Source organism: Colwellia meonggei (assembly GCF_057537295.1).
Genome location: NZ_BAAJLZ010000008.1, coordinates 70468 through 93081, shown reverse-complemented (window position 1 = coordinate 93081; position 22614 = coordinate 70468). Strand labels below are relative to the sequence as shown.

22 protein-coding genes are annotated in these 22614 nt (G+C 37.5%); 15 read left to right on the top strand and 7 right to left on the bottom strand.

Features of this window, described 5'->3' with window-relative positions:
* Window positions 1-167: 167 nt before the first annotated feature.
* Window positions 168-920 carry a DsbC family protein gene (locus tag AC27E9_RS16540; RefSeq protein WP_487132087.1) on the top strand — a complete coding sequence of 251 codons (753 nt, stop codon included), beginning with the start codon at window positions 168-170 and terminating at the stop codon, window positions 918-920.
* 10 nt (window positions 921-930) lie between these two features.
* Here the strand turns inward: AC27E9_RS16540 and AC27E9_RS16535 are convergent, their stop codons facing one another.
* Together AC27E9_RS16535 and AC27E9_RS16530 are read right to left on the bottom strand one after the other, a co-directional pair.
* The gene (locus tag AC27E9_RS16535; protein ID WP_487132085.1) at window positions 931-1380 is read right to left on the bottom strand and encodes a hypothetical protein; all 450 of its coding nucleotides are present in this window, start codon (window positions 1378-1380) and stop codon (window positions 931-933) included.
* 13 nt (window positions 1381-1393) lie between these two features.
* Window positions 1394-1819 (bottom strand): cytochrome c, encoded by a 426-nt coding sequence (locus tag AC27E9_RS16530; protein ID WP_487132083.1) that lies wholly within the window; start codon window positions 1817-1819, stop codon window positions 1394-1396.
* 92 nt (window positions 1820-1911) lie between these two features.
* Here AC27E9_RS16530 and AC27E9_RS16525 point away from each other — a divergent pair, with 92 nt between their 5' ends.
* The 3 genes from AC27E9_RS16525 (at window position 1912) to AC27E9_RS16515 (ending at window position 4337) form a co-directional block, all read left to right on the top strand.
* Complete coding sequence (locus AC27E9_RS16525; RefSeq protein ID WP_487132081.1) at window positions 1912-2529, top strand: cytochrome b/b6 domain-containing protein; 618 nt, start codon at window positions 1912-1914, stop codon at window positions 2527-2529.
* A gap of 18 nt (window positions 2530-2547) precedes the next feature.
* Window positions 2548-3003, top strand: a complete 456-nt coding sequence (locus AC27E9_RS16520; RefSeq protein ID WP_487132079.1) for a MarR family winged helix-turn-helix transcriptional regulator — start codon at window positions 2548-2550, stop codon at window positions 3001-3003.
* Between the two features lie 203 nt (window positions 3004-3206).
* Window positions 3207-4337 carry a tetratricopeptide repeat protein gene (locus tag AC27E9_RS16515; protein ID WP_487132077.1) on the top strand — a complete coding sequence of 377 codons (1131 nt, stop codon included), beginning with the start codon at window positions 3207-3209 and terminating at the stop codon, window positions 4335-4337.
* Here the strand turns inward: AC27E9_RS16515 and AC27E9_RS16510 are convergent.
* Window positions 4330-6348 (bottom strand): winged helix-turn-helix domain-containing protein, encoded by a 2019-nt coding sequence (locus AC27E9_RS16510; RefSeq protein ID WP_487132075.1) that lies wholly within the window; start codon window positions 6346-6348, stop codon window positions 4330-4332. The two genes, AC27E9_RS16515 and AC27E9_RS16510, sit on opposite strands and share 8 nt — an antisense overlap.
* A 161-nt stretch (window positions 6349-6509) precedes the next feature.
* Here AC27E9_RS16510 and AC27E9_RS16505 point away from each other — a divergent pair, with 161 nt between their 5' ends.
* Window positions 6510-7208 carry a DNA alkylation repair protein gene (locus AC27E9_RS16505; protein WP_487132073.1) on the top strand — a complete coding sequence of 233 codons (699 nt, stop codon included), beginning with the start codon at window positions 6510-6512 and terminating at the stop codon, window positions 7206-7208.
* Between the two features lie 3 nt (window positions 7209-7211).
* Here AC27E9_RS16505 and AC27E9_RS16500 read toward each other — a convergent pair whose 3' ends face one another.
* Window positions 7212-9251 carry a winged helix-turn-helix domain-containing protein gene (locus tag AC27E9_RS16500; RefSeq protein WP_487132071.1) on the bottom strand — a complete coding sequence of 680 codons (2040 nt, stop codon included), beginning with the start codon at window positions 9249-9251 and terminating at the stop codon, window positions 7212-7214.
* A 123-nt stretch (window positions 9252-9374) separates the two neighbouring features.
* Here AC27E9_RS16500 and AC27E9_RS16495 point away from each other — a divergent pair, with 123 nt between their 5' ends.
* Window positions 9375-10295 (top strand): CE1 family esterase, encoded by a 921-nt coding sequence (locus AC27E9_RS16495; RefSeq protein ID WP_487132069.1) that lies wholly within the window; start codon window positions 9375-9377, stop codon window positions 10293-10295.
* Between the two features lie 155 nt (window positions 10296-10450).
* On the opposite strand, the gene AC27E9_RS16490 is transcribed toward AC27E9_RS16495, so the two are convergent.
* A complete protein-coding gene (locus AC27E9_RS16490; RefSeq protein WP_487132067.1) occupies window positions 10451-11689 on the bottom strand; it encodes an alpha/beta hydrolase in 1239 nt (412 codons plus the stop codon).
* A 349-nt stretch (window positions 11690-12038) separates the two neighbouring features.
* Here AC27E9_RS16490 and AC27E9_RS16485 point away from each other — a divergent pair, with 349 nt between their 5' ends.
* From AC27E9_RS16485 to sigZ, 6 genes are all read left to right on the top strand, one after another.
* Window positions 12039-13391: an alpha/beta hydrolase family protein gene (locus AC27E9_RS16485; RefSeq protein ID WP_487132066.1), complete on the top strand. Its 1353-nt coding sequence runs from the start codon at window positions 12039-12041 to the stop codon at window positions 13389-13391.
* A gap of 20 nt (window positions 13392-13411) precedes the next feature.
* Window positions 13412-14458 carry a sensor histidine kinase gene (locus tag AC27E9_RS16480; RefSeq protein WP_487132064.1) on the top strand — a complete coding sequence of 349 codons (1047 nt, stop codon included), beginning with the start codon at window positions 13412-13414 and terminating at the stop codon, window positions 14456-14458.
* Window positions 14459-14475: 17 nt separating this feature from the next.
* Window positions 14476-15192 (top strand): LytR/AlgR family response regulator transcription factor, encoded by a 717-nt coding sequence (locus tag AC27E9_RS16475; protein ID WP_487132062.1) that lies wholly within the window; start codon window positions 14476-14478, stop codon window positions 15190-15192.
* A gap of 140 nt (window positions 15193-15332) precedes the next feature.
* Window positions 15333-15704 carry a hypothetical protein gene (locus tag AC27E9_RS16470; protein WP_487132060.1) on the top strand — a complete coding sequence of 124 codons (372 nt, stop codon included), beginning with the start codon at window positions 15333-15335 and terminating at the stop codon, window positions 15702-15704.
* A gap of 218 nt (window positions 15705-15922) precedes the next feature.
* Window positions 15923-16621: a glutathione S-transferase family protein gene (locus AC27E9_RS16465; RefSeq protein WP_487132058.1), complete on the top strand. Its 699-nt coding sequence runs from the start codon at window positions 15923-15925 to the stop codon at window positions 16619-16621.
* Between the two features lie 87 nt (window positions 16622-16708).
* Entirely contained in the window at window positions 16709-17251 is a 543-nt protein-coding gene (sigZ, locus tag AC27E9_RS16460) for an RNA polymerase sigma factor SigZ (protein ID WP_487132056.1), read from the top strand.
* Here sigZ and AC27E9_RS16455 read toward each other — a convergent pair.
* Window positions 17248-18186, bottom strand: a complete 939-nt coding sequence (locus AC27E9_RS16455; RefSeq protein WP_487132054.1) for a LysR family transcriptional regulator — start codon at window positions 18184-18186, stop codon at window positions 17248-17250. The two genes, sigZ and AC27E9_RS16455, sit on opposite strands and share 4 nt — an antisense overlap.
* Before the next feature lie 125 nt (window positions 18187-18311).
* Here AC27E9_RS16455 and AC27E9_RS16450 point away from each other — a divergent pair, with 125 nt between their 5' ends.
* The 3 genes from AC27E9_RS16450 to AC27E9_RS16440 all read left to right on the top strand — a co-directional run bounded on the left by AC27E9_RS16450 (window position 18312) and on the right by AC27E9_RS16440 (window position 21340).
* Complete coding sequence (locus AC27E9_RS16450) at window positions 18312-18602, top strand: putative quinol monooxygenase (RefSeq protein ID WP_487132052.1); 291 nt, start codon at window positions 18312-18314, stop codon at window positions 18600-18602.
* Window positions 18603-18807: 205 nt separating this feature from the next.
* Window positions 18808-19857, top strand: coding sequence for a CNNM domain-containing protein (locus tag AC27E9_RS16445; protein WP_487132050.1), 1050 nt, complete (start codon window positions 18808-18810; stop codon window positions 19855-19857).
* A gap of 190 nt (window positions 19858-20047) precedes the next feature.
* Complete coding sequence (locus tag AC27E9_RS16440) at window positions 20048-21340, top strand: LysM peptidoglycan-binding domain-containing protein (protein ID WP_487132049.1); 1293 nt, start codon at window positions 20048-20050, stop codon at window positions 21338-21340.
* Here AC27E9_RS16440 and chrA read toward each other — a convergent pair.
* A complete protein-coding gene (gene chrA, locus AC27E9_RS16435; RefSeq protein ID WP_487132047.1) occupies window positions 21337-22551 on the bottom strand; it encodes a chromate efflux transporter in 1215 nt (404 codons plus the stop codon). The two genes, AC27E9_RS16440 and chrA, sit on opposite strands and share 4 nt — an antisense overlap.
* Between the last annotated feature and the right edge of the window lie 63 nt (window positions 22552-22614).

Genomic DNA, 22614 nt, shown 5'->3' with positions numbered 1-22614 from the left:
TATAAATTTTGTTCGAATTAAACGTGATTTAATCAGGTCAAAAATATACATCAAAGATTAACACGCCCTAAGCTAAATAAAAGCTTCTGCGTTAAAGCGGAAGCTTTTACTGTTTGTAAATTTGTTGCTCAAAATCATCATCGGTAAAACTTAAGTAAGGTAATTCAATGCAAAAAATATTATTAGCAATAGGTTGTTTTTTGATGTTTTCTCGCTTGGCAAACGCACAAGAATTTGCGGTTAAAATTTCTCAGGCCGAACAAGCTAGTGTTATTGAAAAAGTACATAGCATTAAGCCTAATTGGCAGGTAGTTGCTGTTGAGAAAAGTCCGCTAAAAGGTTTTTATCGTGTTGATATCAGCGGTGGTGAAGTCATTTATTTCTCTAGTGAAAATGATTACTTTTTTCAAGGCCCTTTATTGCAACATCAAGATAATAGTATGCTTGATATTACAGAAAATAATGCCCGTAAAAAGCGACTTCAGTTGATTACTGATATCGCTTTGGAAAGCGCTATTATTTACCGCCCAAAAGGGGCAGTAAAAGCGGTTGTTTATGCTTTTATTGATGTTGATTGTGGAGCCTGTCGAGACTTACATCAGCAAATACCTGCAATAAATGAGCTCGGCATTGAAGTAAGGTATTTAGCCTACCCAAGAGCCGGATTACAGTCGCAAACCTATCAGAAAATGGCATCGGCCTGGTGTGCCAAACAGCCTAAAGAGGCACTTGAAGACTTAATGATTAATACGCGCTCGCCATTAAATTTATGTGCTCAAAGCCCCGTTGCCGAACATTACAAACTTGGCCAGTTAATGGGCTTAAGAGGAACACCAGGTATTATATTAGCCAACGGCTCATTATTGCATGGATATAAAACAGCAAACGAGTTAGCTAGGGTTATACTTGCCAGCAATTGATAAATGTTAGCTAAGTTTTCTGTTTTGCTTTTCTTAACTTCAAACCATCGTTTAAATTTAATGACATCAAAGTGATGTTAATCAAACCTGCGGTGAGTTCAAGTGCTTGCACTAGGTAGAATGTCGTATCAAAAATATTAACTATTGCTAGTGAGCGTAAATAAATAGCTGAAGGAATAAGTATGAAAATACCGTTAAGTGCGATGAAAGGCATACGTTTTTTCTTTTTGCCTATAACACCACTTTTAGCGTTAGGCGCTAATTTATTACCTATTATTCCAGTTGTTGCCATTAAAGGAATCAATAACCAAATAGCGTAGAAGATATAAGTTTTAACTGTAACAATTTGCTGCTTATCACCGAATAGCTCTGAAACTAAAGTACTAATAAAAAATGTTGTGATTATTAGTAGTGCAAGCGTAGCGGCAACAGCGTGAATTTTTACCATATCTTGTCTCATAATTTATCCTTATTTACCAAAGTGAACGATATTTCATATGACATGAGCGACAAGCTGAGGTCGCGGTGTCTAGGGCATTTTCTATGCGTTGGCCGTTTTCAGTTTTACTGACTGTTGCAAGATGTTTGAAACTTAACGACCATTGAGTTAAACGATAATCAAAGTTTTTCCAGTCTTGCCATATTTTATTTTTGCTGCGACCTTCTCCTTCACTACTTTTTGGAAAGAGTTTTTTTAGCTGTATAACATCTTGCTCTAACTTGAGCGCTAAACTCGCGACTTGCGGCCAATCTCTTTCATCTACTCTGTCTTCAAGCAATTCAACGTTATTTTCAATATGCTCGAAAAGCTGTTGGCGTTGCTCAGTAACGGCTTGTTTGGCGTAACTAGGCTGTATTAGCAGAGATGTTAATACACCAACAATTGCCCATTTATTCATTTGATGCCTCTTGGAATTGCTTAAATTGTGATGACATATTAACTTGCGTTTGCTATATTTGCAAATGCAACATTATCATTTGTGAGTTAGCTATGCTAAAAGTATGGGATCTACCAATCAGGGTTTATCATTGGCTTCAAGCCATTTTGTTCATTGGGTTGGTTGTTACTGGTTATGAATTAATTGGGGCGGAGCAAGCGCATTTAGTGCTGGGGCTTGCGCTGTTTATTGCATTACTGTGGCGTATTATTTGGGGCATTGTCGGTAGCGACACGGCACGTTTTGTAAATTTTTTGCCATCATTTCAGCAATTAATACGATATGTGACTAAGCAACAAGATCATTATATTGGCCATAATCCACTTGGCGCATTAATGGTGGTTTTGCTCATTTTTCTTTTACTGTTACAGGTTGTTAGTGGTGTCTATATCTCTGAATTTATTGATGGAAAAGGTATACTTGGCCGCAACTTTTTTAGGGCTTTTGAAACGTTTCATACCTTAAACGCTATATTTTTAACGGGCTTAAGTGTTATTCATATATTGGTGATTTTCGTTTATCAATTACAGGGTAACCCCTTGATCAATGTTATGTTTACAGGCCATAAAGTGATGCCTAAAAACTTTTACCAACCTAAAATGATGACCAACACAAATGCCTTGCTTGTATTAGCAGTATGTATTGTGCTGGTAATACTGTTAATAAGCTAAATTAAAAGGAGAATATTTTTGACAGATCATAAACCTGAGCTGCCTCGACGTACGAGTTTTGGCTGGTTAATTGCCGTTTTAGGTGCTGATATGGCACATGCATTGGATAATCGTTTAAAAGAAATAGGTTTGAATATAAGTTTGTGGCCAACGCTATTTGCGTTATGGGAAGAGGATGGCTTAACACAATCTGAGCTTACTAGCCGATGTAATACTGCGCATTATACAACGACAAGGTTATTAGATTCATTGGAAAAAATGGCGCTTGTTGAGCGGCGTCCTCACCCTACTAGTAGACGAGCACATTTAGTATATTTAACCGAAAAAGGCCGTGAATTAGAAGCTACAGCCGTACCGTTGGCAAAAGCATGCAATGATGAATTTTTATCAGGATTATCTCCGACGGAAAGAACGCAAATTCAAAGTTTAATCCACAAAATAATAATTAATCGCAACCCAGCGCTACCAAGTTAGCGGTAATTTTTGTTGCTAATGTTATGAAATGAATTAACAGTTTTAACTATCTTGGTTAATTTTCCTATATAAGCCATTTTGTAGCATATTAAGGTGGTTTTTTTATAAATTCAGCAAAAACTCAGGTTTTTTTCATATTCAATTCAATTAATTAAGTCATTTTGTTTGCAAGCTAGGGGCTGGTAAATAAAAGGAATAATAAAATGAATTTTAAGTTTTTTGTTGTAACCCTGTTGCTCAGTTTTAGCTTTTACACCTTAGCAGAAGCTGATCAGCAATTCATAGATATCAGTATCGATTCAAAAATAACAAAGCAATCGTTAAGCTTTAAATTGAGCCTACCTAACGGTTATGAAAACGCGGCAGATAAGTTTTATCCGGTTTTTATTACCACTGCTGGCGGTAGTCGGATTGAAAGTTTAATATCGCAAGTGAAGTGGTTGAGCCATGTTGATTTTGCGCCAATTCCCCAAGTAATTTTATTAACTATTCCAGATATTAAATATGCAAATAAAGATAAGTTTACTTCGGCCGCTGGGCAAGAAAGTGCGACGTTAGCACAGGTACTGCGCGATGAAGTATTACCACATATAGACAATACCTATCGAACCAGTGGCTATAGAATAATAGAGGGCTTTTCTAGTTTTGGTAATTTTCCATTGTATATGCTGCGCCATCACTCAGATGTTATAAATGCCTTTTTTATTTTTAGTCCGGCATTAGGGCTTGATAGATCAGGGCTTGTTGCTTCTCTTGATGATAACTGGCAGCTTTCATCTAAAAGACACCATTATCTATATTTAAGCTTAGGAACATTTCTTGAAAATCGTCAACACTTCGAGCAGGCGAAAGCGTCACTTAATAAGCTTGCGAAAACACCGCGTACACAGTTTGAGTTTGCGGATCTCAGTAAAGACAATTATTTGTCGGGCCCGACTATTGGCTTAATTAAGGCTTCACAATCGACTTTTGCTGACTTACAGCCTGACTACACAATTTTTCACGATGGAGGTGAAGTTGCATTAACGCGATACTTTAAAAAGCTTAATGAAAAATATGGTGAAGAGATTGACTTGAAAAACAAGCTAGTTGATTTAAGTTTTTCGTACGCTAATAGCGATAAATTCGACCAAGCAATAGCACTAATGAAAAGTGTAGTGGCAGAAAACCCTACCGATACATTATTGTATATACGCCTTGCACAAGTTCAGATTAAAGCTAAGCGTAATGACGAAGCAAAGTTATCACTAAACAATGCATACAAACTTGCCAGTGCTAGTGACAACGAAGAAGCACAGTCTTACATCAAACGTATGCAGGCTGATCTTAATTAGTGGTTTGTAATTGCACCAATTGCTGCCGTTCTGTAACAAAGTTATCACTTAGCATGCTGTGTCTAATGGCAGAATAATCGGTCATAAAAAGGGCGTTAATATCATAATGCCCTATAACTTGAGCGGTGTCGGCAATTGGGTCAAACTGCCAAATATTAAGGTTTTTGTCCTGAAAATATAGTGCATAGCGGCCATTAGCATTAGCTCGCCAGAAATAGCGCCATTGCAATGTTAACGGTGGCACGCTATTAATGTTTACTTGTTTGCCATCAACATACTTTTCTAACCGGCCGTTGGCATTATTCGTAATGAAGATATGTTCGCTAACATTTTGCGCCCAGTTAACTTCTCTTTTTAGTAGAGTTTGCCACTGTTGTGTTTCAAGATTGAGGGACAATAATTGGTGTTCATTGGCGACTTTAGCACTTAGTAATACTTGTTGATCATTAGCTTGATAAAGGCGTAATGGTGTTAAATTGAGTTTTAAATCGACTGCCGCCAACCCTTTGGCTTGTAGCCATAATGTTTCATTGCTAATAAACAATAAAGCGTTGTCGTTAAATACCGAAATATAATCTTCGATTGGCGATGCTATATTGCTAGCTTGCTGTATACCTTGATTATTATGTCGCCAAATTTGTGATGAACCCGAGCGATTTGAAAGGTAATAAATGTCACTACTTTCACTGCTATATTTTGCTTTGCTCTCTAAATAGTTGCTTTCACCAATATTCTTATCAATGTTGTCAGTTAATAAACGTTCTCTAACGCTCCAGTTTTGCTGCCCTAAAATGGCGAGGTAGTTATCGGTACTAATGGCAAGTATGTCATTTATTTTTTGCATGCCCGAAAGTTTCAATTGATTAGATTCACCAGTGAGCATCATAGTTTGTATGGAATCATCGTTAATTAAGGCGAGTTTTTCAGCTGTTAACCAACGTACTTTCGCTGTGATGAAGTTAGAGGATAAAGCCTTTGTAAATACCTGCTTAAATGCATAGTTTTCTGTTGTAAAACTTAATACTGTCAATACGCCATTGGCAATAATGGCTAGGTTATTATCGAAAACATCGTAGTGCTCAATATGTGTAGTGCCTAGCTGAAGCTGTTTCTTCACCATGGTGCTGGTGTTTAATGTAAATAAGCGGTTATTTCTATTTTTATCGGTAGCTAAGTAAACGAGATAAGTGTTGTTTAACCAAGTAGGTGAATGTTCAAAATACTTACTACACGGCAATAATGGCTTTTCAATATTCGTGTTTAAGTTGAAGTTACTTAGCTGAATACACTTTTTTTTGCTTGCTGCATGTTTTGATAGTTTACCGTATGTGAGGTGTTTGCCGTTACTAGCAAGTGTGATGGCGCCATAAACATTTAAATTACTGGCTAAGGTTTTAACATTTGCCGAATCAAGGCGCTGTTTTTGCAAACTTTGCAAGTAATCTCTGTCTTCAGAATTGTTTATGAGACTGCTATTTTTCACTAGATAATAAATATCTTGTGTCGCTTTGTTGAATGCCACACTTTGTACAATCTCACCTTGTACGGTAATTGGTGTTATTTTTTTTACTGTTATGTCGCTATCTGGCACTTGGCGATATATGAGTAGAAATATTACCGGTAAAAAAAATAGCATGGCAAGCAATAGCATGGCTTTTGATAGTACGTTATTTCTTTTAGGTATATTGGTAACTTCTACGTTGTTTTCTGCATGATAAATTAAACTGTAACCTAATTTAGGGTGGGTTTTTATTGCTTTTTGGTTACGACCATCATCATCGAATAATTTTCGTAGCTGGGTGATGGCTTGTTGAATGGTATTAGGGCTTACTACAGCATTTTCCCATACCGTATCAAGCATGTGTTGTTGAGAAACAATATTGCTCTGAGCGTGCGCTAATAGTTTTAAAATAGCGAGGTGCTTGGCCTCAATTGGCTTAGTAACATTGCTTTTGCTTAATTCGGCTCTAGCCCAATTTATTACCCAGCCATTTACAACTATTTTGTTCAATACTGTTCCTGTAACTTTCTCACTTTACGTTTGAGCGAATTAGTCTGCTTGATTATGCTAGTGATAGCAACAGTAACCATTTCGACAAAGCCTTGATATAGGTGTATTAAACGCTAGCATAAGTAATATGTTGTTTTATTATTTCGAAGCAGGAATATCCTATGAATGAATCTGACGTTTTTGAACTCTTAGCAGCCAATAAGAACGATCGCGGCGTAGATAATTGGCATAAACTTACAGATACTCAAGGTTTAGAAAGTTTTGGCATTGGCTTAACGGTATTGCGAAAGCTGGCAAAGAAAATTGGGAGAAATCATGAGCTAGCACTCGTGCTTTGGGACAGTAGAAATTACGACGCTAAAGTTATCAGTTTACTTATTGATGATCCTAAAAAAATTAGTCGAGCTCAAGTTGAGCAACAGGTTGAAGGGTTAGGAATTGGTTTATTAACTCATGTATTTAGTTCATGCGATGCAACGTTAGCTAAGGCGCCGTTTGCTTTTGAACTAGCTAGAACTTGGATGAAAAGTGATGATGCGATTCGGCGTCAATGCGGCTTTGGCTTGGTTTATGAATTTTCTAAAAACAAGCGAAATAAAAACTTTACTGATGAATTTTTTTTCGACTGCCTTTCTCTTATAGATGAACAGATTGCACATGAAAGCTCTAGTGTTCGTATGTCGATGGGCAGTGCATTAATGGGTATTGGGAAGCGTAATTTAGCGCTCAATACCGCCGCTATTAAAATAGCTAAAGTCGCTGGTTCTATTTCCTTTGGCGATGGCCATTGTGAGCCGTTTAACGTTCTTAAACATATTGATAATGAAACGTTATTGAAGAAACTGCATATGCAGAAATAATCGTTACTCTACTATTGTTAATGTACGTTTCCAGATACTGGACTTTTCCTGTTCAGTAATTCTATAGGACAATTTACTTTCATCGTGACTAACAGAGAAAAAGGAAAATTTTGGTTTATCGAATGTCCAGCGTATGTCTTCCTTTTTTGAGTTTAAGTTCATACTGATAATTGAATTGGCTCTCCAAAAGTAGACATTGTCATTACGTAGTTGCCATTTAATCCAGTCGGTAATTTTGAAATCTTCGTTGATTTTTGTTTCGATGTTATTTTTTACATCGAATAAAAACAAGCCTTTTTGACTGTATTTACTTAAAATAATTGAGTCAGTTTCGGCGTGATATTTAGCGCTATAGCCACCTTTTTCTGTAAGTTTATCAGAGGCCAAAGAGATTAAATTTACACGCCATAATTGCCAATCACCACTCTGGTCACTACTGACTATTGCATATTGGTTATCTATTACGTCGACATAATGAATATTCTTCAAATTCACTTGTAATTCTTGCCATTCTTGTTGATTTACCGTGTACTTAAAGAGCTTTGAATTAATACTGGCTAAAATAAAGCTGTCATCTTTAGCAAATGTCAGATTGCCAAAGTGTTTTATTTCTTCTGGAAAATGTAACTTAAAAGTTTTACCGTTTTCATCTAACAAATGAACTTGTAGTTCACCGTTATCTGTTGATAAATAGGTTATTGCATTTGATATATTTGCATAGTTAGGCAAAAAATTTATATGAGTGGAATGAGTAAGTGCTTTTGTAGGAGTACCCACAGCTTGTTGGTAAATATTCTTGGTCGCGCTGAACTTAACATAGGACAATTGTGATAAGTTTGGGGCGAAATTGCCTTGCGTTATATCTTCTTCTTGAATTAAATCATCTAACTCTCGGGTTGTAAGATTATATGTCGAAAACCCACCTTGTTTGGAGATCAGTAAAGTTTCTTTATTTACCCAAGAAACACTCCCTACCCCTTGAAAACTATCAAATGTCTCTTCTTTTTTTGGCTGATTCAACTGGATTGTTTTGAGTAGCGCACCGCCATCTGGTTGGTATTCGAATATTGCCATTTTTTCATTGTTAGGTGATAGGGCGAAAACATAATCACCACGTGTATTTCCGTCCTGATTTGTGTGAGTAAGTTGCTGTACTCTCATTGTATCTAAGTGAATGCTTTTAACGGTATACGGACGTGACACCTGCTCACGGTGGTTGAAATACAATTTTTTTGAGCTTTTATTATATGCTAATTGAGTCAAAGCCCGTTTCGCACATTCAGTTATTTTCCTTATGCTCTTATTGGCAATATTCAGTTCAATAATCTCACAGTTTCTATCTGTTAAATTATCAAATCGGCTGGCGAATATAGTTTCGGCATCTTTAAATACAGCATATGTATAGTAATAGTCGTCGCTTGTTAGTTTTAGTGCGCTTTTATTAGCTTGTTGTAGCCATAACTGTACGTTTCTATTTGCCGCTGAGCGATGCAAGAAAACCATTTGCCCATTTTTATATACTTGAGGCCTGAACGCATTGCCTTTTATAACCGTTAAAGGTGATGCGCTTGCAATTGAGAATGAAGCCTTAGTATTTGTCAGTGGTTGCTTAAAATTTATCAGTAAGAGAATTGCAATGAGGGGTATTAAAAGCAAAGCAATAGGCAAAGCTTTCTTAGCTGCTTTTGATAGAGGCTTTTTTCTATGAATATTGTTTTTAATAGAGACTACTGGTTGCACATCAATATCGGCATTAAACTGATAACCAACTTTACTAATAGTAACTATTAATTGAGGTTTTTTAAGATCTGCTTCGATTATCTTTCGTAATTCGCCGATGGCACGATTAATTGCTGCATTACTAACAATACGACCTGCCCAAACTTTTTCGATCAACTCATCTCGAGAAATTGCTCGCCGAGGGTTCTTACAAAAAAAACAAAGTAGTGAGAATATTTTCGGTTCAATTTCAACTCTTTGACTATTTTGCGTAAGTAAAAAGTTATTTTCATTTAGTGAAAATGAAGCAAATTTAAATAGCATTATTATTCTTAATTATTGTTTTTGTTGGCATTATCAATTCATTATTATTTCATTACTTCTTCATTATTGCTCTTTTTTTAGGTCTTTAACAAGCTGTTTGTAATTATTTTATTGGAGAAAGTCATGAACAGAAAAATAAATAAAAACTTTAGAGTTTTGGTTGGTAGTTTCGCAGTTATTTTGATGGTGTCGGCATGCAGTGGAGGCTCAGATGGTGATAAGTCGCCTGCACCTGGTCCTAGTCCTATACCTACACCACCGTCAAATACAACATCATGTGGTGGGGTAATCATTGGAAATGAGCAAAACTGTATTACTGTAGATGATCGTGAAATCATATCCTACGCTACTAATACCACAGAACAATATTCTGGCATTGCAATATTTTTACATGGAGCGCCAGGGAGTCCTGGAAAAGTATCTAATATATTTGGCAGTAAAATGCTCGCTGATAAATTTAACCTTGTTGCCTTATCACCTCAAGGCAATAGCTCTCCTTACGAGTGGAATAGCTCAAATAAGTTGACAGGCACTACTCCTGATGTCGACTTTTTACTTGCGACTATTGATGATGTACAAGGGCGATATTCTTTTAATGACGACAAAGTTTACATTTTTGGCTATTCAGCAGGCGGCTTTATGGCATACAAGTTAGCTTGTCAGGCTCCCGAGCGCTTAACGGCAGTTATTGCTCTAGCCGGGCAATTTCGAGGAGATTTTGATGCATGTACAACGTCAACTCCAGTTAACCTGCATCACTTACATAGTACGATTGATAGCGATGTTCCTTTTGATGGAAGAGACAATGGTGATATTGCATCTGTGTCTGATACTATGTCATTTTGGCAGCAAAAAAATGGTTGCAGTGCCGAATCGGAAGAAGTCATTCAAGGTGGAGTAACAGCAGCCAGCACACAAACGAGTACAGAAAAATATACTGGGTGTACAAAGTCTGTGGCTCTTTCGACGTTAGATGGGGTGACTCATGAAGATGAATATGTCGCGGAGAGTTTACTGGCTACATATGAATACATTTTTGAGTAGAGGGTATCTAAAATCATAATTATTAAGGTATTGTCATTCGGCGAAGTAGTATTTATTGGACTTAGTCACCAAATAAGAAATTCTTCCAAAGCCTAATGAATTTGAATCAAGAGTAGCGAGGTAATACCTGCGCTACTCTTAATTAGTTAATGCACTTACATCAACTCCCAAACTTCCCAGCTGGCAAATTGGTTTTTCTTGGCAAGTTTAATTGCTAGTTTTTGATGTTTTTCGGCTAAATCTTGTCGATTAATACTGCTATAGTAAACACTCATTTGTTTATGCCAACCAGGGTAACTTTCACCCTCTGTTTTAATATTATTTAATAATTGTAATGCTTTAGCGTGATCTTTCTTTTTATTAAAGCCGTTAGCTAAATGAATGCTCACCATAGTGAATGATTCAGGAAAATCCTTTTGAATATCAACTAATATTTCATCTACTTGCCTTATTTGCTTTGACCAAAATAAATATTTATTAAATTGGTAGCCATGCAACCATTCAAACTGAAAGCCAGCCCATTGTTGTTGCTGTTTTTTAAAGTGCGCTAGCACTTGCCTATAGTCACCAATAGCTAACATGTCGGTACCATCAATAGCATAGTTTGGTGCTAAAAATTGTAAGCCGTCATAAAGCGCCGGTAGCGCGGTGGTAAAGTGATTTTCATTCGGAAAATGCTTAAATTGCCATTTTAAAGCAGGCTTGGCAAACGACTCAAATACTTGCACGAGTTCATCAACTCCCATATCTTCCTCGTTGGCTAGAGAAATGAACACGGGTGCTGAAAGCTTGTTTTGTTTTAATAGTGGCGTTAGTTTGTTAGGCAAACTTTTGTTGTCGAACCATGCACTTGGGCTCATAGCGAGAAAAGCATTAAAGGGTGTATCTGCTTGCATCATACTATAAAGGGTGAATATACCACCGAGTGAATACCCAGATAAGGCTTTTTGTTGATTAGTGCGGTAAGTGCTATCAATCAAAGGTAATAATTCGTCGGTTAGATATTGTTGAAGTTTGTTAGCGTCGCCAAATGCTTGATCTTTACTATCAGGCCATGTGGTAGTTTTTAGATAGTCATCGCTACCTTGGTTTGCAACGCCAACCACTATCATTGGCGGTATCTTCCCCATTCTTGTTAGGTTTTTAACTACTGCCGATACATGTTGAAACTGAAAATCTGCGTCAATAACGAAAAGGCTAGGGTACTGTCTTTCGGTTAACAAATAACGCTCTGGTAGTGACACCATATAACGCCTTTGCTCCGAAAATATTGTTGATGCATGCTGAAATTCGTGACCTCTAATTATGGGGTTGCCAAGTTTTTGAGTTTCATTGGCAAAAGAAGAAAAGCTCAGTATTGTTAACGCTACTAATGGCAGTAAAAGTCTGTTCATGGGATTAGCAAAATCCGTTGTCTGTTAAATCAGAAAGAAACAGTATCAGAATCGTTTCAAAAGACAGTATTAATTCGGTGAAGTATTGGTGAAGTTTGGTGAATCTACTTAAAAAACAATAATTAAATTGATTAAAGGGTAGCAATAGTAATTGTAAATTTAATCCAAGTTGCTACTTGTTTTTGGTGCGATTGCTATTGTGTGAATTAGTGCTAGCACCACTTAAATAGAAAATTGACCGCTACTATAGTTTTCAGGCTATTCACATCTTTCATCGTTAAAGTCGTAGAAGTTGAATAAAAATGATGATGATTGAAACTAAATAACCTCTATAGGTAGGAAAATAGCAATGAGAAAATTATTAGTGTTGGTTTTGGCTTTATATATAGTGTTAAGTGAAGCTAGTGCCGCTAACAATCCCCAAGGCATCAATGGCACCTGGCAAGGACCTTTGCTGATCACTGAGAATAAATCTATGCAGCTAATTGTACATTTTATTGCTAATGATAAAGGCTACAAGGCCACCCTTGATGTTCCCGAACAGAATCAATACGGACTTGAATTTAATCAAGTTAATGTAGATGGTAACGAAGTAAATTTGGCGTTGAGCGCTGCGAACATAAACTATAAGGCGACATTAAAAAATAATGTGCTTGAAGGGACTTATTCGCAAGGTACTTTTAATGCACCACTAAATTTAAAGCGAACTTCAAAACCCGTTGCACGTCAAAAGAAACCTCAGGAGCCAGAGAATAACGCATTGTTCCGTCATGAGTTGGTGACATTTCCGAGTTTAGACGGTCAACATCAGTTATCAGGTGTTTTGAGTTACCCTAAAGGCAGTGCATCTCATGTGGCAATTTTGTTGTCAGGCTCAGGCCCGACCACTCGAGATGCTGATGTATTTGGTCATAAAGTATTTACGGTTATTGCAAAACAGCTTAATGAGTTAGGTGTTGCCGTGTTACGTTATGATGACCGAGGCGTGGGTAAATCAACAGGTGATTATGCGTCAGCAACCAGTGCTGACTTTGCTAATGATGCCAATGCAGCCTACCAATTTTTGTCTAAACACTCACTATTATCACAAAGTAAAATAGGTTTTATTGGCCATAGTGAAGGTGGATTAATTGGCGCGATAGCAGGGGCTAACAATCCGCAATTAGATTTCTTGGTGAGCCTAGCTGGGTTGGGTACTAGCGGTGCCGATATCCTAATTGATCAATCTTATTACATACAAAAACTGTTGGGCATGGATGAACAGGCACTAATGGCGTCAGACAAAGTTCAACGTGAGATTATCGGGGCAATTAAAGCGGGTATTTCGAAAACGGCACTCGTTGATTTAATGAAAAGAAACGGCATTTCTCCGCAACAAGCAAATGCTCAGACTGAGCAAATGACATCGCCTTGGTTTGAATTTTTTATAAAAACCGACGCAAAAAAATACTTAACTCAGCTTCGTATGCCAGTGCTGGCGCTAAATGGTGAACTCGACTCACAAGTATTAGCAGAAAAGAATATTGAAGGTTTTGAGCATGCTCTTCAAAACGGTCGCTTAACAACAAAAATTTACCCGCGCTTGAATCACTTATTTCAGCCTGCGAAAACTGGCTTACCTAGCGAATATGCAGAAATTGATATTACCTTTTCAGCAACGGTTAGCAGTGATATTGTTCAATGGTTAAAGTCACTTAGTTGATATTAAGACATGAAATTATTATGGATAATCAAAAAAAGCAATTTAATACGCTATTTTGGCTGCTACAGCTTGGTGGTTGGAGTCTCTTTACCTTAGCAAATTTATTTGGTCGTAAATACTTTGTTTACTTCCACATATCAGAGTTAATTAATTCTTTGGTGCTTGGTGTGAGTTTAGTTATATCGACCTGCCTACTGAGGGTGTTTTATCAGCGCTATCTTAAAAGTGATAAAATTTTTCACGCCTTAGTGCAAATCTTATTAGGTTCTATTGTTGCGGGGCTTGTTACTATGGCACTTTATGCCGCAGTCATTATCCCCAATCAAAAAGCTATTTTTAATGTTGAAAGTGACCTGGTTTGGCAACAAATATTATTAGGTTTACCAATGATCATGTTTCTTGTTGTTGCGTGGTCGGCACTGTATGCGACAGTTAAAAAACAGCGGTTGTTAAAGCAGGCAAGACGGAGGCAAGCGTTTTTAGATCGCTCACTTAAAGATGCTCAATTAGACGTGTTTCTTAGTCAAATTAATCCACATTTTATTTTTAATGCCATTAATAATATTCGTGCGTTAATTTTGGAAGATTCAGATAAAGCGCGTGATATGCTGGCAAATTTATCAGAAGTCATGCGTCATACTATGAAAATCGATAAAACTGCCGTGGTCACACTCAGTAATGAATTAGAAGTGGTTAAACAATATGTCGCGTTAAACAAACTGCAATTTGAAGATAAGCTGCAAGTAGATTTTAATATCGAACAGGAAACGCTATGTTTATCCCTGCCGCCAATGATTTTGCAATTAATGGTGGAGAATGCCATTAAACACGGCATAGGTAAACTCAAACAAGGAGGGAAAATTCAGATTAATAGCCATCATAAATCTGATATGTGGTATATCAGTGTTGAAAATAGTGGTAGTTATGAGCCTCCTAATGAAAGTGGCACTGGCATAGGTATGAATAATATTAAGCAACGATTATTACTAGTTTTTGGACAACAAAGTCAGTTTAGCGTAAAAGCTTCTGAATTTGGCGTGTTAGCCCAGGTTAAAATTCCCTTATAGTTTGAAACGGACTTTCCATGATTAAAGCAATGATTATCGAAGACTCTCGATTGGCAAGACTGGAGCTAAGCTCGCAAATAAAAAATATCAACGATATAACCGTAGTTGGTGAAGCTGATAATGTTGAAGCGGCGGTGAATGTGTTTCATCGGTTGCAACCAGAGCTAGTTTTTCTCGATATTGATTTACCCGACGGTACAGGCTTTGACTTTCTAACCCAACTTGCACATACACCGTATGTTATTTTTACTACAGCTTTTGAAGAGTATGCGCTTCAGGCGTTTGATAATGACGCCATTGATTATTTATTAAAGCCTTATACTCTACAACGGCTAACTCAGGCATGCGATAAGGTAAAAAGCAAAGTTGATGACGAGTCGGTCCAAGTGAATAGTGCCATGAGTCTAACGAGTCAATTTTTTGTTAAAGACGGAAATCATTGTTGGTTAATCAACCTTGAACAAGTAGAGCGTTTTGAAGCCATGGGAAATTACACTCGAGTTTACTTTGAAGATAAAAAGCCTATGGTTTATCGAACACTTGCACAAGTTGAAGCGCGTTTACCTAAACAAAATTTTTTCCGTATAAGCCGGCAAAATATAGTGCAGTTAAATAAAATCTCTAATGTCGATTTATGCAGCTCTGGAGGCCTAGAGCTGACGCTACAAAGTAGTGCAATTGTCGAGGTTTCTAGGCGCCAAGCAAGCGTTTTTAAATCTCTACTTTCATTATAGTGTTCATTTTTGTGATAAATCCGTCATAAATTTGAGGTTCGTCAAGGCATTAAATATTGTTTGAGATAGACTAGGCTTAAGTTAGTGTTTATAACACAGCAGGTAAGTTATATATTTTTAAACGAGTTAGGCGATAAAAAATGAAAAAATACACTCTAGTTTTGTCAGCATTGCTAATGCTTTTAGTGGCTTGTACACAATCGGTTAATGTTAAGCTCGACCCTGAAGTAACAGTATTTTTAAGCGATGCGAGTGATAAAACTATGCGTTTAAGTGAGCAAAATTCTGAATATGTATTACTTAAAGAGTGGTTGGTTACACATAAAGATAATTGGCTCACCACCTCAGGTAAATACTCAGGAGGGGTTTATTTAACCTCTGGCGAATTTGGTATTCAGGTTACTGACTCAAAAGTGGTGCTATATACTGATATTACGACAACACCGACTGCAATTTACGCACAAGAAATTGAACGTAGCGAGTTAAAATCGTTAAAAATGTTGGGTAAGTAACTAAGTCGCTTGAGCGGTTATAAATTGTAATTCTATTCTTAAATTTGGTAAGTATATTCTTTTAGTCGCCACTATTTAGACGAAACTAATAGTGGTATTACTTGCTGCTTGCACTATCTTGTAACGGCAACCTCATTATAAATTTTAAATATTTTCGTCTTTTTAAAGCTCACTTCGTCTTAAGGGTATAAATTATTTAAATAGAAGTGAGATATAAAATGCTTAAAATTATTAGTTTTAAAATTTGCCCTTTTGTTCAACGTGTTACGGCGGCTCTTAATGCCAAAAATGTCCCTTATGAAATAGAGTACATTAACTTAAAAGATAAACCTCAATGGTTTTTAGATATTTCGCCAAATGGCCAGGTACCAGTATTAGTAACCGAATCAGGTACTGCGTTATTCGAGTCAGATGCGATTACTGAATATATTGAAGATGAATATGGCGCCATTGAAAGCGATGTAACGAACGAACAAAGAGCTATAGATAGAGCATGGAGCTATTTAGGAACCAAACACTATTTAGCGCAGTGTGGCACTATGAGTAGCAAAGACGAAGAAGTGTTTAAACAAAAATCAGCGAAACTCATTTCTGTATTTGCAAAAGTTGAGCAGAAGCTTTCTGGCAGCAATAAGTTCTTCAAATCAGATCAGTTAAGTAATGTTGATATTGCTTGGTTACCATTATTACATCGCGCCAATATTGTTAAAAATCACACAGGCTTCGACTTTTTATGTGGATTGCCAAAAATGCAGGCATGGCAGGTAGCTTTATTAACTTCAGGCGTTGCTGAGAATACGACATCAGCTGACTTTGAAGCGCTGTTTACTGACTTCTACCTAACAAATACCTTTTTAGGGACAGGTAATAGTCAGCAATCAAGCAGTAGCTGTGGTGAGTCAAGTTGTTGTGGTTAATTTTCTAATCTGTAATTAGAGTAATTTCAATTAATGCTGAAACTAGCATCTATTCTTGTGATGGTGCTAGTTTAGGAGGTTTGAGCGATGAATGTAGAGTCAGTTTGGCGTGAGTATCAAGCGAGTTTAAAGGGCTTTTTGCATAAAAACGTGGCAAGTCCTGATGATGTCGATGATCTATTGCAAGATATATTACTGAAAAGTTATCAAAACTTGCATCGAATTCATGATAGCAAAAAGGTAAAAGCTTGGTTATTTCAAATAGCGAATAACACTATTATTGATTTTTACCGCCGACGTGGCAGAAACCAAAAAGTTGAAAAAGAAGAGCTTTGGTATTCTCAAAGTGATAAGAGTGTTTTACAGCAACTTTCACTATGTGTTGTCCCTTTTATTAGTGCCTTACCTAAACAAGAAGCTGAGTTACTCACAGCAATCGAGATCAATGGTGTCTCACAAAAAGAATATGCAGCGCAACATGGCATTAAATATTCAACATTGAAATCTCGAGTACAAAAAAGCCGACAGTTGTTATTTAATTTATATAGTAATTGTTGCGACCTATCATTAGATGAACACGGCAATCTTATCGAATTTCAAGAAAAAACAAATAAATGCCAGCAGTGTTAATAGTCCAGTTCTAGTGCAGATAATACATTAATATCAACTAGTTGCTGCAATACTGTATGGCACTTTTTTCTAAAGTGATCTCGTAACAATCTTACTGCTGGAGTTATTGATTGACGACTTGGGCAAACTAGCCAAAGCTCAGTATTTTTCGGCGAATACTCAGGGAGTACTTGGACTAAATTTCCGGAAATCAAATCACTTGCAACATCAAGTGCTGACTTTGTTGCTAATCCATGACCTGCTACGCACCAACGTCTGACAATGTCTCCATCATTGCCAGCTCTGTTGCCTTTCATTTTAATTTTAAATGTCTCGTTGTTATGTGAAAAATCCCAAACATCGTGAATTATGTCGTGAAGTTGATAGAAAAGGCCGTTATGTGTCATTAAATCGCGCGGGTGCTTAGGTAAGCTGTGTTGTGCTAAATACGCTGGGCTTGCACAAAGTAACCTCGGTGTATTGCAGACTTTAAAACCGTACATATTGCTATCGGCTGGCGAACCGTAGCGCAAACATATATCAACAGAATCCCGATAGAAATCAATGTTGCTGTCATTGAGGTTAACTTTTAAAGTAATCGCTGGGTGGCTTTGCATAAATTCATCTAACCAAGGCATAACTACATTTCGCCCTAAATCAGAAGAAATACCTATGCGTAATTCACCATCAACAATATCTAAGTCATCTTTTACATTGAGCTTGGCTTGTTCCAACATATTAAGTGCTTGCTGGCATTGTGGCAAGTATCGCTCGCCGGCATTACTGACTTTTAAGCTGCGGGTTGTTCGGATAAATAATTCCACCCCTAAGGCTCGCTCAACGCGCTTAATCGCTGCACTTGCGGTAGCTGCTTGCATATCTAAACTGTTAGCAGCAGCAGAAATACTGCGAAACTCTGCCACTTTTAATACCATTTTTAAATCTTCTATTTGCATTATTATCAAATATATTTTGGTAATGTATAAAATATTATGCTGTTTATCTGTGGTAAATCAAGCGCTATTATTTGCTGGAATTAGTAATTCAATGAACGAATAAATTGAAGAGTGAGATGCAAAATATGAGTAAACTAACGATAGTGGCAAATATTAAAGCCAATGCTGATAAAGTTGAATTGGTTAAAGCTGAACTGCTAAAACTTATTGATATAACTCGCGGCGAAGCAGGTTGTATTAACTACGATTTACACCAAGATCACGAAAATCCAGCGCACTTTATGTTTTATGAAAATTGGCAATCACGTGATTTATGGCAGGCACATATGAATAATGAGCACTTAGCTGAATATCTAAGGGCAACAGAAGGTGCAGTCGCTGAATTTACGTTGAATGAAATGAATCACATCAGCTAAATATTATGAAGTTAGCTTAATAAAAGCCTTTCACTGGAAGGGCTTTTATTTAATTAAAATATCGTATTGGTAAAAATAAGGTTAATTCCCTATGTGTCGGTACAAAATATTTTATTATTAAAAACGAAGTTCCAAGTTAGCCGCACCATTGTGTTATGCTGTCAGCCATCAAAGAATATATTATTGGTTTGTTTGGAATTAATTCGTGACTTTACTTTTTATCTATTTGGCCATAGCAATTGGCGTGTCATTCTTATGCTCAGTACTCGAAGCTGTTTTATTGTCGATAACTCCGAGTTTTGTTGAACAAGTTCAATCAAAAAAGCCAAAAGCTGGGGCAGCACTAGCAAAAGTTAAAACACGGTTGGATGAGTCATTGTCTAGCATTTTAATTTTGAATACTTTTGCTCATACCATGGGAGCTGCTGGTGTTGGTTCTCAAGCTATTCAAGTATTTGGCGAACAATGGGAAACCTTGGTCGCGGTTTTACTTACCTTAGCTATTTTATATTTTTCAGAGATTATTCCTAAAACCTTAGGTGCTACATTTTGGCGTGGTTTAGCAGTTCCTTCAGCCCATATTATTACTTGGTTGGTGAGGATAGTATATCCGCTAGTTTGGATTTCCACGCGATTAACCCGTGTTTTTAAGCGAGGAAAAGAAAATGAAATTACCCGCGAAGAAATTATTGCACTAGCATCATTAAGTCATAAAGATGGCAGTTTGTTTTCACAAGAAAATGAATACCTGTCGAATATGTTGAAATTACGTGAACTGCGTACAGCACAAGTTTACACCCCACGTACGGTCGTTCATATGCTACACAAAGGCACGACTGTTACCGAAGCGCTAAATCATGAACAAACAAGCCAATTTACCCGGATCCCGGTTTACGATAAAACTGTTGATGATATCAAAGGCAAAGTGATTAAAGGTGATCTTTATGAAGCTGAAAGAAACGGTCAGGGCGACGAAATTATTGGTCATTTTATGATCCCACTTACGCGCGTTTCTGAAAAGCTCCCAGTGCAGCAGTTGCTAGATATGTTTATTAAGAACCATATACATATGTATTTAGTCGAGGATGAGTTTGGTCAAACTGCCGGTGTTGTTACCTTAGAAGATGCCATAGAAACATTGCTAGGCCGTGAAATTGTTGATGAAAGCGATGCTGTAACGGATATGCAAGCGTTAGCGCGAGACAAGTACCGAGAACGCCTACGTACAATTAAACAACAAGGTGATGACGAGTAATTTAAGCTGACTTCACTTTTTACTGCCGACTATGATTAATCATGTCACGAGTAATATCAGATCAATACTTGACTTATGTGCGACAGTTGTCGCATTATGTCGCTTCTGTAATTAAGCAATAAGCGACCAAGTGCGCAATTAAAATAATATGAATGCTCATTTAGTGAAAATACTTCTGCCTTTAGTTTGCGTGTTTTTTATAACAGCGTGTCAGCAAACCCCTGTTTTACCAACAACAATTGACGAAGCAAATAGTGCGAAACCTCAAGTACCCGAGGACAAACCACAGCAGCTGACCAAGACTGAAACTCCCGCCCCAATCGTTTATGAAGATATTTGGCTACGTATTCGCGACCAACTGACGTTTACTGTACCGGATAATCAGGAGGTAGCGAAATGGCGAGCGTATTACTTACGCCATCCAAATTTTATGGTGACTATTTCTAAGCGTGCGAAACCATTTCTTTATTATATAGTTGAAGAGATAGAGCGCCGCAATATGCCAATTGAATTAGCGCTTCTACCTATAGTAGAAAGCTCCTACCTTCCTTATGGTGTTTCTCATAAAAGTGCCGCCGGCTTGTGGCAGTTTATGCCTGTTTCGGCAAAACGATTTAATTTATCACGTAATTGGTGGTACGACGGTAGACGCGATATTGTTACATCAACGACGGCGGCACTCGACTATTTTCAGTTTTTTCATCGTACACTTGGGCAAGATTGGCTAAATGCTATTGCCGCATTTAACTCGGGAGAAGGGCGTGTTGGAAGAGCAATTGCGAAAAATAAAAAAGCAAACCAAGCGATTGATTTCTGGTCTTTAAAGCTGCCTTCAGAAACCACAGCCTATGTACCTAAACTATTGGCCATTATTGATATATTACAGCGCGCCGAAGAACTAAAATATACCTTTACCCCTATTGCTAATAAGCCTGTTGTAACAACTATTAATCTCGACGAGCAACTCGATCTAACATTAGCTGCACAATGGATGAATATTGAGGGCAAGCATTTAGCACGACTCAATCCTGGTTTAAATTTTGGTGTAACACCACCTGAAAAAGCACATCAACTATTAGTGCCATTAGCGTCAGTAGATTTATTAAGTGATAAGTTAGCTTCGACTGATAAGGCAGATTGGTTGAGGTGGCACAAATATCAGGTTAAGTCTGGCGATACCTTAAGTGAAATATCAGCTAAATATTCAACAAACGTAGCAAGAATAAAGCAACTAAATAAACTCACCTCAAACCAGATTCGTATAGGGCAAACATTGGTTATGCCATTAACCAGTCAAATTATTAACTTAGCTGACTATACTCGATATGGTACAAAAAGGCGTTATCATGTGGTTAAAAGCGGCGATAATCTCTGGGATATCAGTCGTAAATATAAAGTAAAAGTGCAAGATTTAGTGCGTTGGAACAAACTGGCAAGCAATGGCTTATTGCAACCTAAACAAAAACTCAAAGTGTCACTTTAGTTAAGCAACATCGGCAAAGTTGTTGCTGATATACACCAGAGTACGGCCCATAATGGTGAACGATGCCAAATAGAGATAATGGCAAAAGCTATAGTCGCAATGGCAAGGTCGATATTGCTAGCGATACTTACCTTAATAATTGGATCGTATAGTGCAGCTGCCAAAATGCCGACAACAGAGGCATTTATACCTGTTATAGCATTAGTTACGGCAGGTTTTGAGGCTATGCTTTGCCATAACGGTAGAGCGGCAGAAAGCAAGAGAAAGCCAGGCAAAAACATCAATAATAGTGCCATAGTGGCACCAAACCATAGGTTATGATCAGTTGGTATTATAGCGCCTAAATACGCGGCAAAAGCGAACATTGGCCCCGGTATCGCTTGAGCTGCACCATAGCCAGCTAAGAAATCCACTTGAGTTACCATACCATTAGAAACCACAGCATTTTCAAGCAAAGGAAGTACGACATGGCCGCCGCCAAATACTAACGACCCAGCGCTATAAAAAGTTTGTGCTATTAAGAGCAAATTCGACTGTGTTGATATTGCTAGCAGCACCAAAAATAAAGCGATAAAAGCAATAATAAGCCCAAGACTTGTGCGCCTGCCAAAGTTAATGTTCATTTGATCACTAACGTCAATACTCGCACTTCGACAGTATTTAATGCCGACAACTGCTGCAACTAATATCACAAGTATTTGCATGAATGACTGCTCAAACATTAACAAAGCGCACATAGTTGCGATAGTGAGCCCTTTAGTTTTTATGTCGAAACAGAGCTTTTTTGACATCCCCAATATTGCATCCGCAACAACAGCGCAAGCAACAAGTTTTAATCCATGAATCGTGGCATCAAAAAATTCTCCTGAAAATAATTCCAATGCGGAAGCAAAGGCTATCAATAAAAGTGCTGACGGTAGAGTAAAGCCTGCGAAAGCCGCTATGGCACCAGTCCACCCTGCTTTAAGTAGCCCAATAGCAAAACCTAATTGGCTACTTGCTGGCCCTGGAATAAATTGACAAATAGCTAAAAGCTGGCTGAAAGTGTTTTCTGATAACCAGCGCTGTTTTTCAACGAACTCTTTGTGAAAGTAGCCAATGTGAGCGATAGGTCCACCGAATGACGTCAAACCGAGTTTGAGAAAAATAAAGAACACATTCCAGAAATTGCCTGAATGTTTATTAAGTGCTTTATCAGTGCTTCTTTGCATAAGAATGAACCAAGAAAATCACGCATTATATGACATCCATGTGACAATTAGATGACAAGTTGT

What these genes read in the sequence shown, in the direction of transcription:
- AC27E9_RS16540 (WP_487132087.1), top strand. Translation starts at nt 168, where the DNA reads ATGCAAAAAATATTATTAGCAATAGGTTGTTTTTTGATGTTTTCTCGC.
- AC27E9_RS16535 (WP_487132085.1), bottom strand. Translation starts at nt 1,380, where the DNA reads ATGAGACAAGATATGGTAAAAATTCACGCTGTTGCCGCTACGCTTGCA.
- AC27E9_RS16530 (WP_487132083.1), bottom strand. Translation starts at nt 1,819, where the DNA reads ATGAATAAATGGGCAATTGTTGGTGTATTAACATCTCTGCTAATACAG.
- AC27E9_RS16525 (WP_487132081.1), top strand. Translation starts at nt 1,912, where the DNA reads ATGCTAAAAGTATGGGATCTACCAATCAGGGTTTATCATTGGCTTCAA.
- AC27E9_RS16515 (WP_487132077.1), top strand. Translation starts at nt 3,207, where the DNA reads ATGAATTTTAAGTTTTTTGTTGTAACCCTGTTGCTCAGTTTTAGCTTT.
- AC27E9_RS16505 (WP_487132073.1), top strand. Translation starts at nt 6,510, where the DNA reads ATGAATGAATCTGACGTTTTTGAACTCTTAGCAGCCAATAAGAACGAT.
- AC27E9_RS16500 (WP_487132071.1), bottom strand. Translation starts at nt 9,251, where the DNA reads ATGCTATTTAAATTTGCTTCATTTTCACTAAATGAAAATAACTTTTTA.
- AC27E9_RS16495 (WP_487132069.1), top strand. Translation starts at nt 9,375, where the DNA reads ATGAACAGAAAAATAAATAAAAACTTTAGAGTTTTGGTTGGTAGTTTC.
- AC27E9_RS16490 (WP_487132067.1), bottom strand. Translation starts at nt 11,689, where the DNA reads ATGAACAGACTTTTACTGCCATTAGTAGCGTTAACAATACTGAGCTTT.
- AC27E9_RS16485 (WP_487132066.1), top strand. Translation starts at nt 12,039, where the DNA reads ATGAGAAAATTATTAGTGTTGGTTTTGGCTTTATATATAGTGTTAAGT.
- AC27E9_RS16480 (WP_487132064.1), top strand. Translation starts at nt 13,412, where the DNA reads ATGGATAATCAAAAAAAGCAATTTAATACGCTATTTTGGCTGCTACAG.
- AC27E9_RS16475 (WP_487132062.1), top strand. Translation starts at nt 14,476, where the DNA reads ATGATTAAAGCAATGATTATCGAAGACTCTCGATTGGCAAGACTGGAG.
- AC27E9_RS16470 (WP_487132060.1), top strand. Translation starts at nt 15,333, where the DNA reads ATGAAAAAATACACTCTAGTTTTGTCAGCATTGCTAATGCTTTTAGTG.
- AC27E9_RS16465 (WP_487132058.1), top strand. Translation starts at nt 15,923, where the DNA reads ATGCTTAAAATTATTAGTTTTAAAATTTGCCCTTTTGTTCAACGTGTT.
- sigZ (WP_487132056.1), top strand. Translation starts at nt 16,709, where the DNA reads ATGAATGTAGAGTCAGTTTGGCGTGAGTATCAAGCGAGTTTAAAGGGC.
- AC27E9_RS16455 (WP_487132054.1), bottom strand. Translation starts at nt 18,186, where the DNA reads ATGCAAATAGAAGATTTAAAAATGGTATTAAAAGTGGCAGAGTTTCGC.
- AC27E9_RS16450 (WP_487132052.1), top strand. Translation starts at nt 18,312, where the DNA reads ATGAGTAAACTAACGATAGTGGCAAATATTAAAGCCAATGCTGATAAA.
- chrA (WP_487132047.1), bottom strand. Translation starts at nt 22,551, where the DNA reads ATGCAAAGAAGCACTGATAAAGCACTTAATAAACATTCAGGCAATTTC.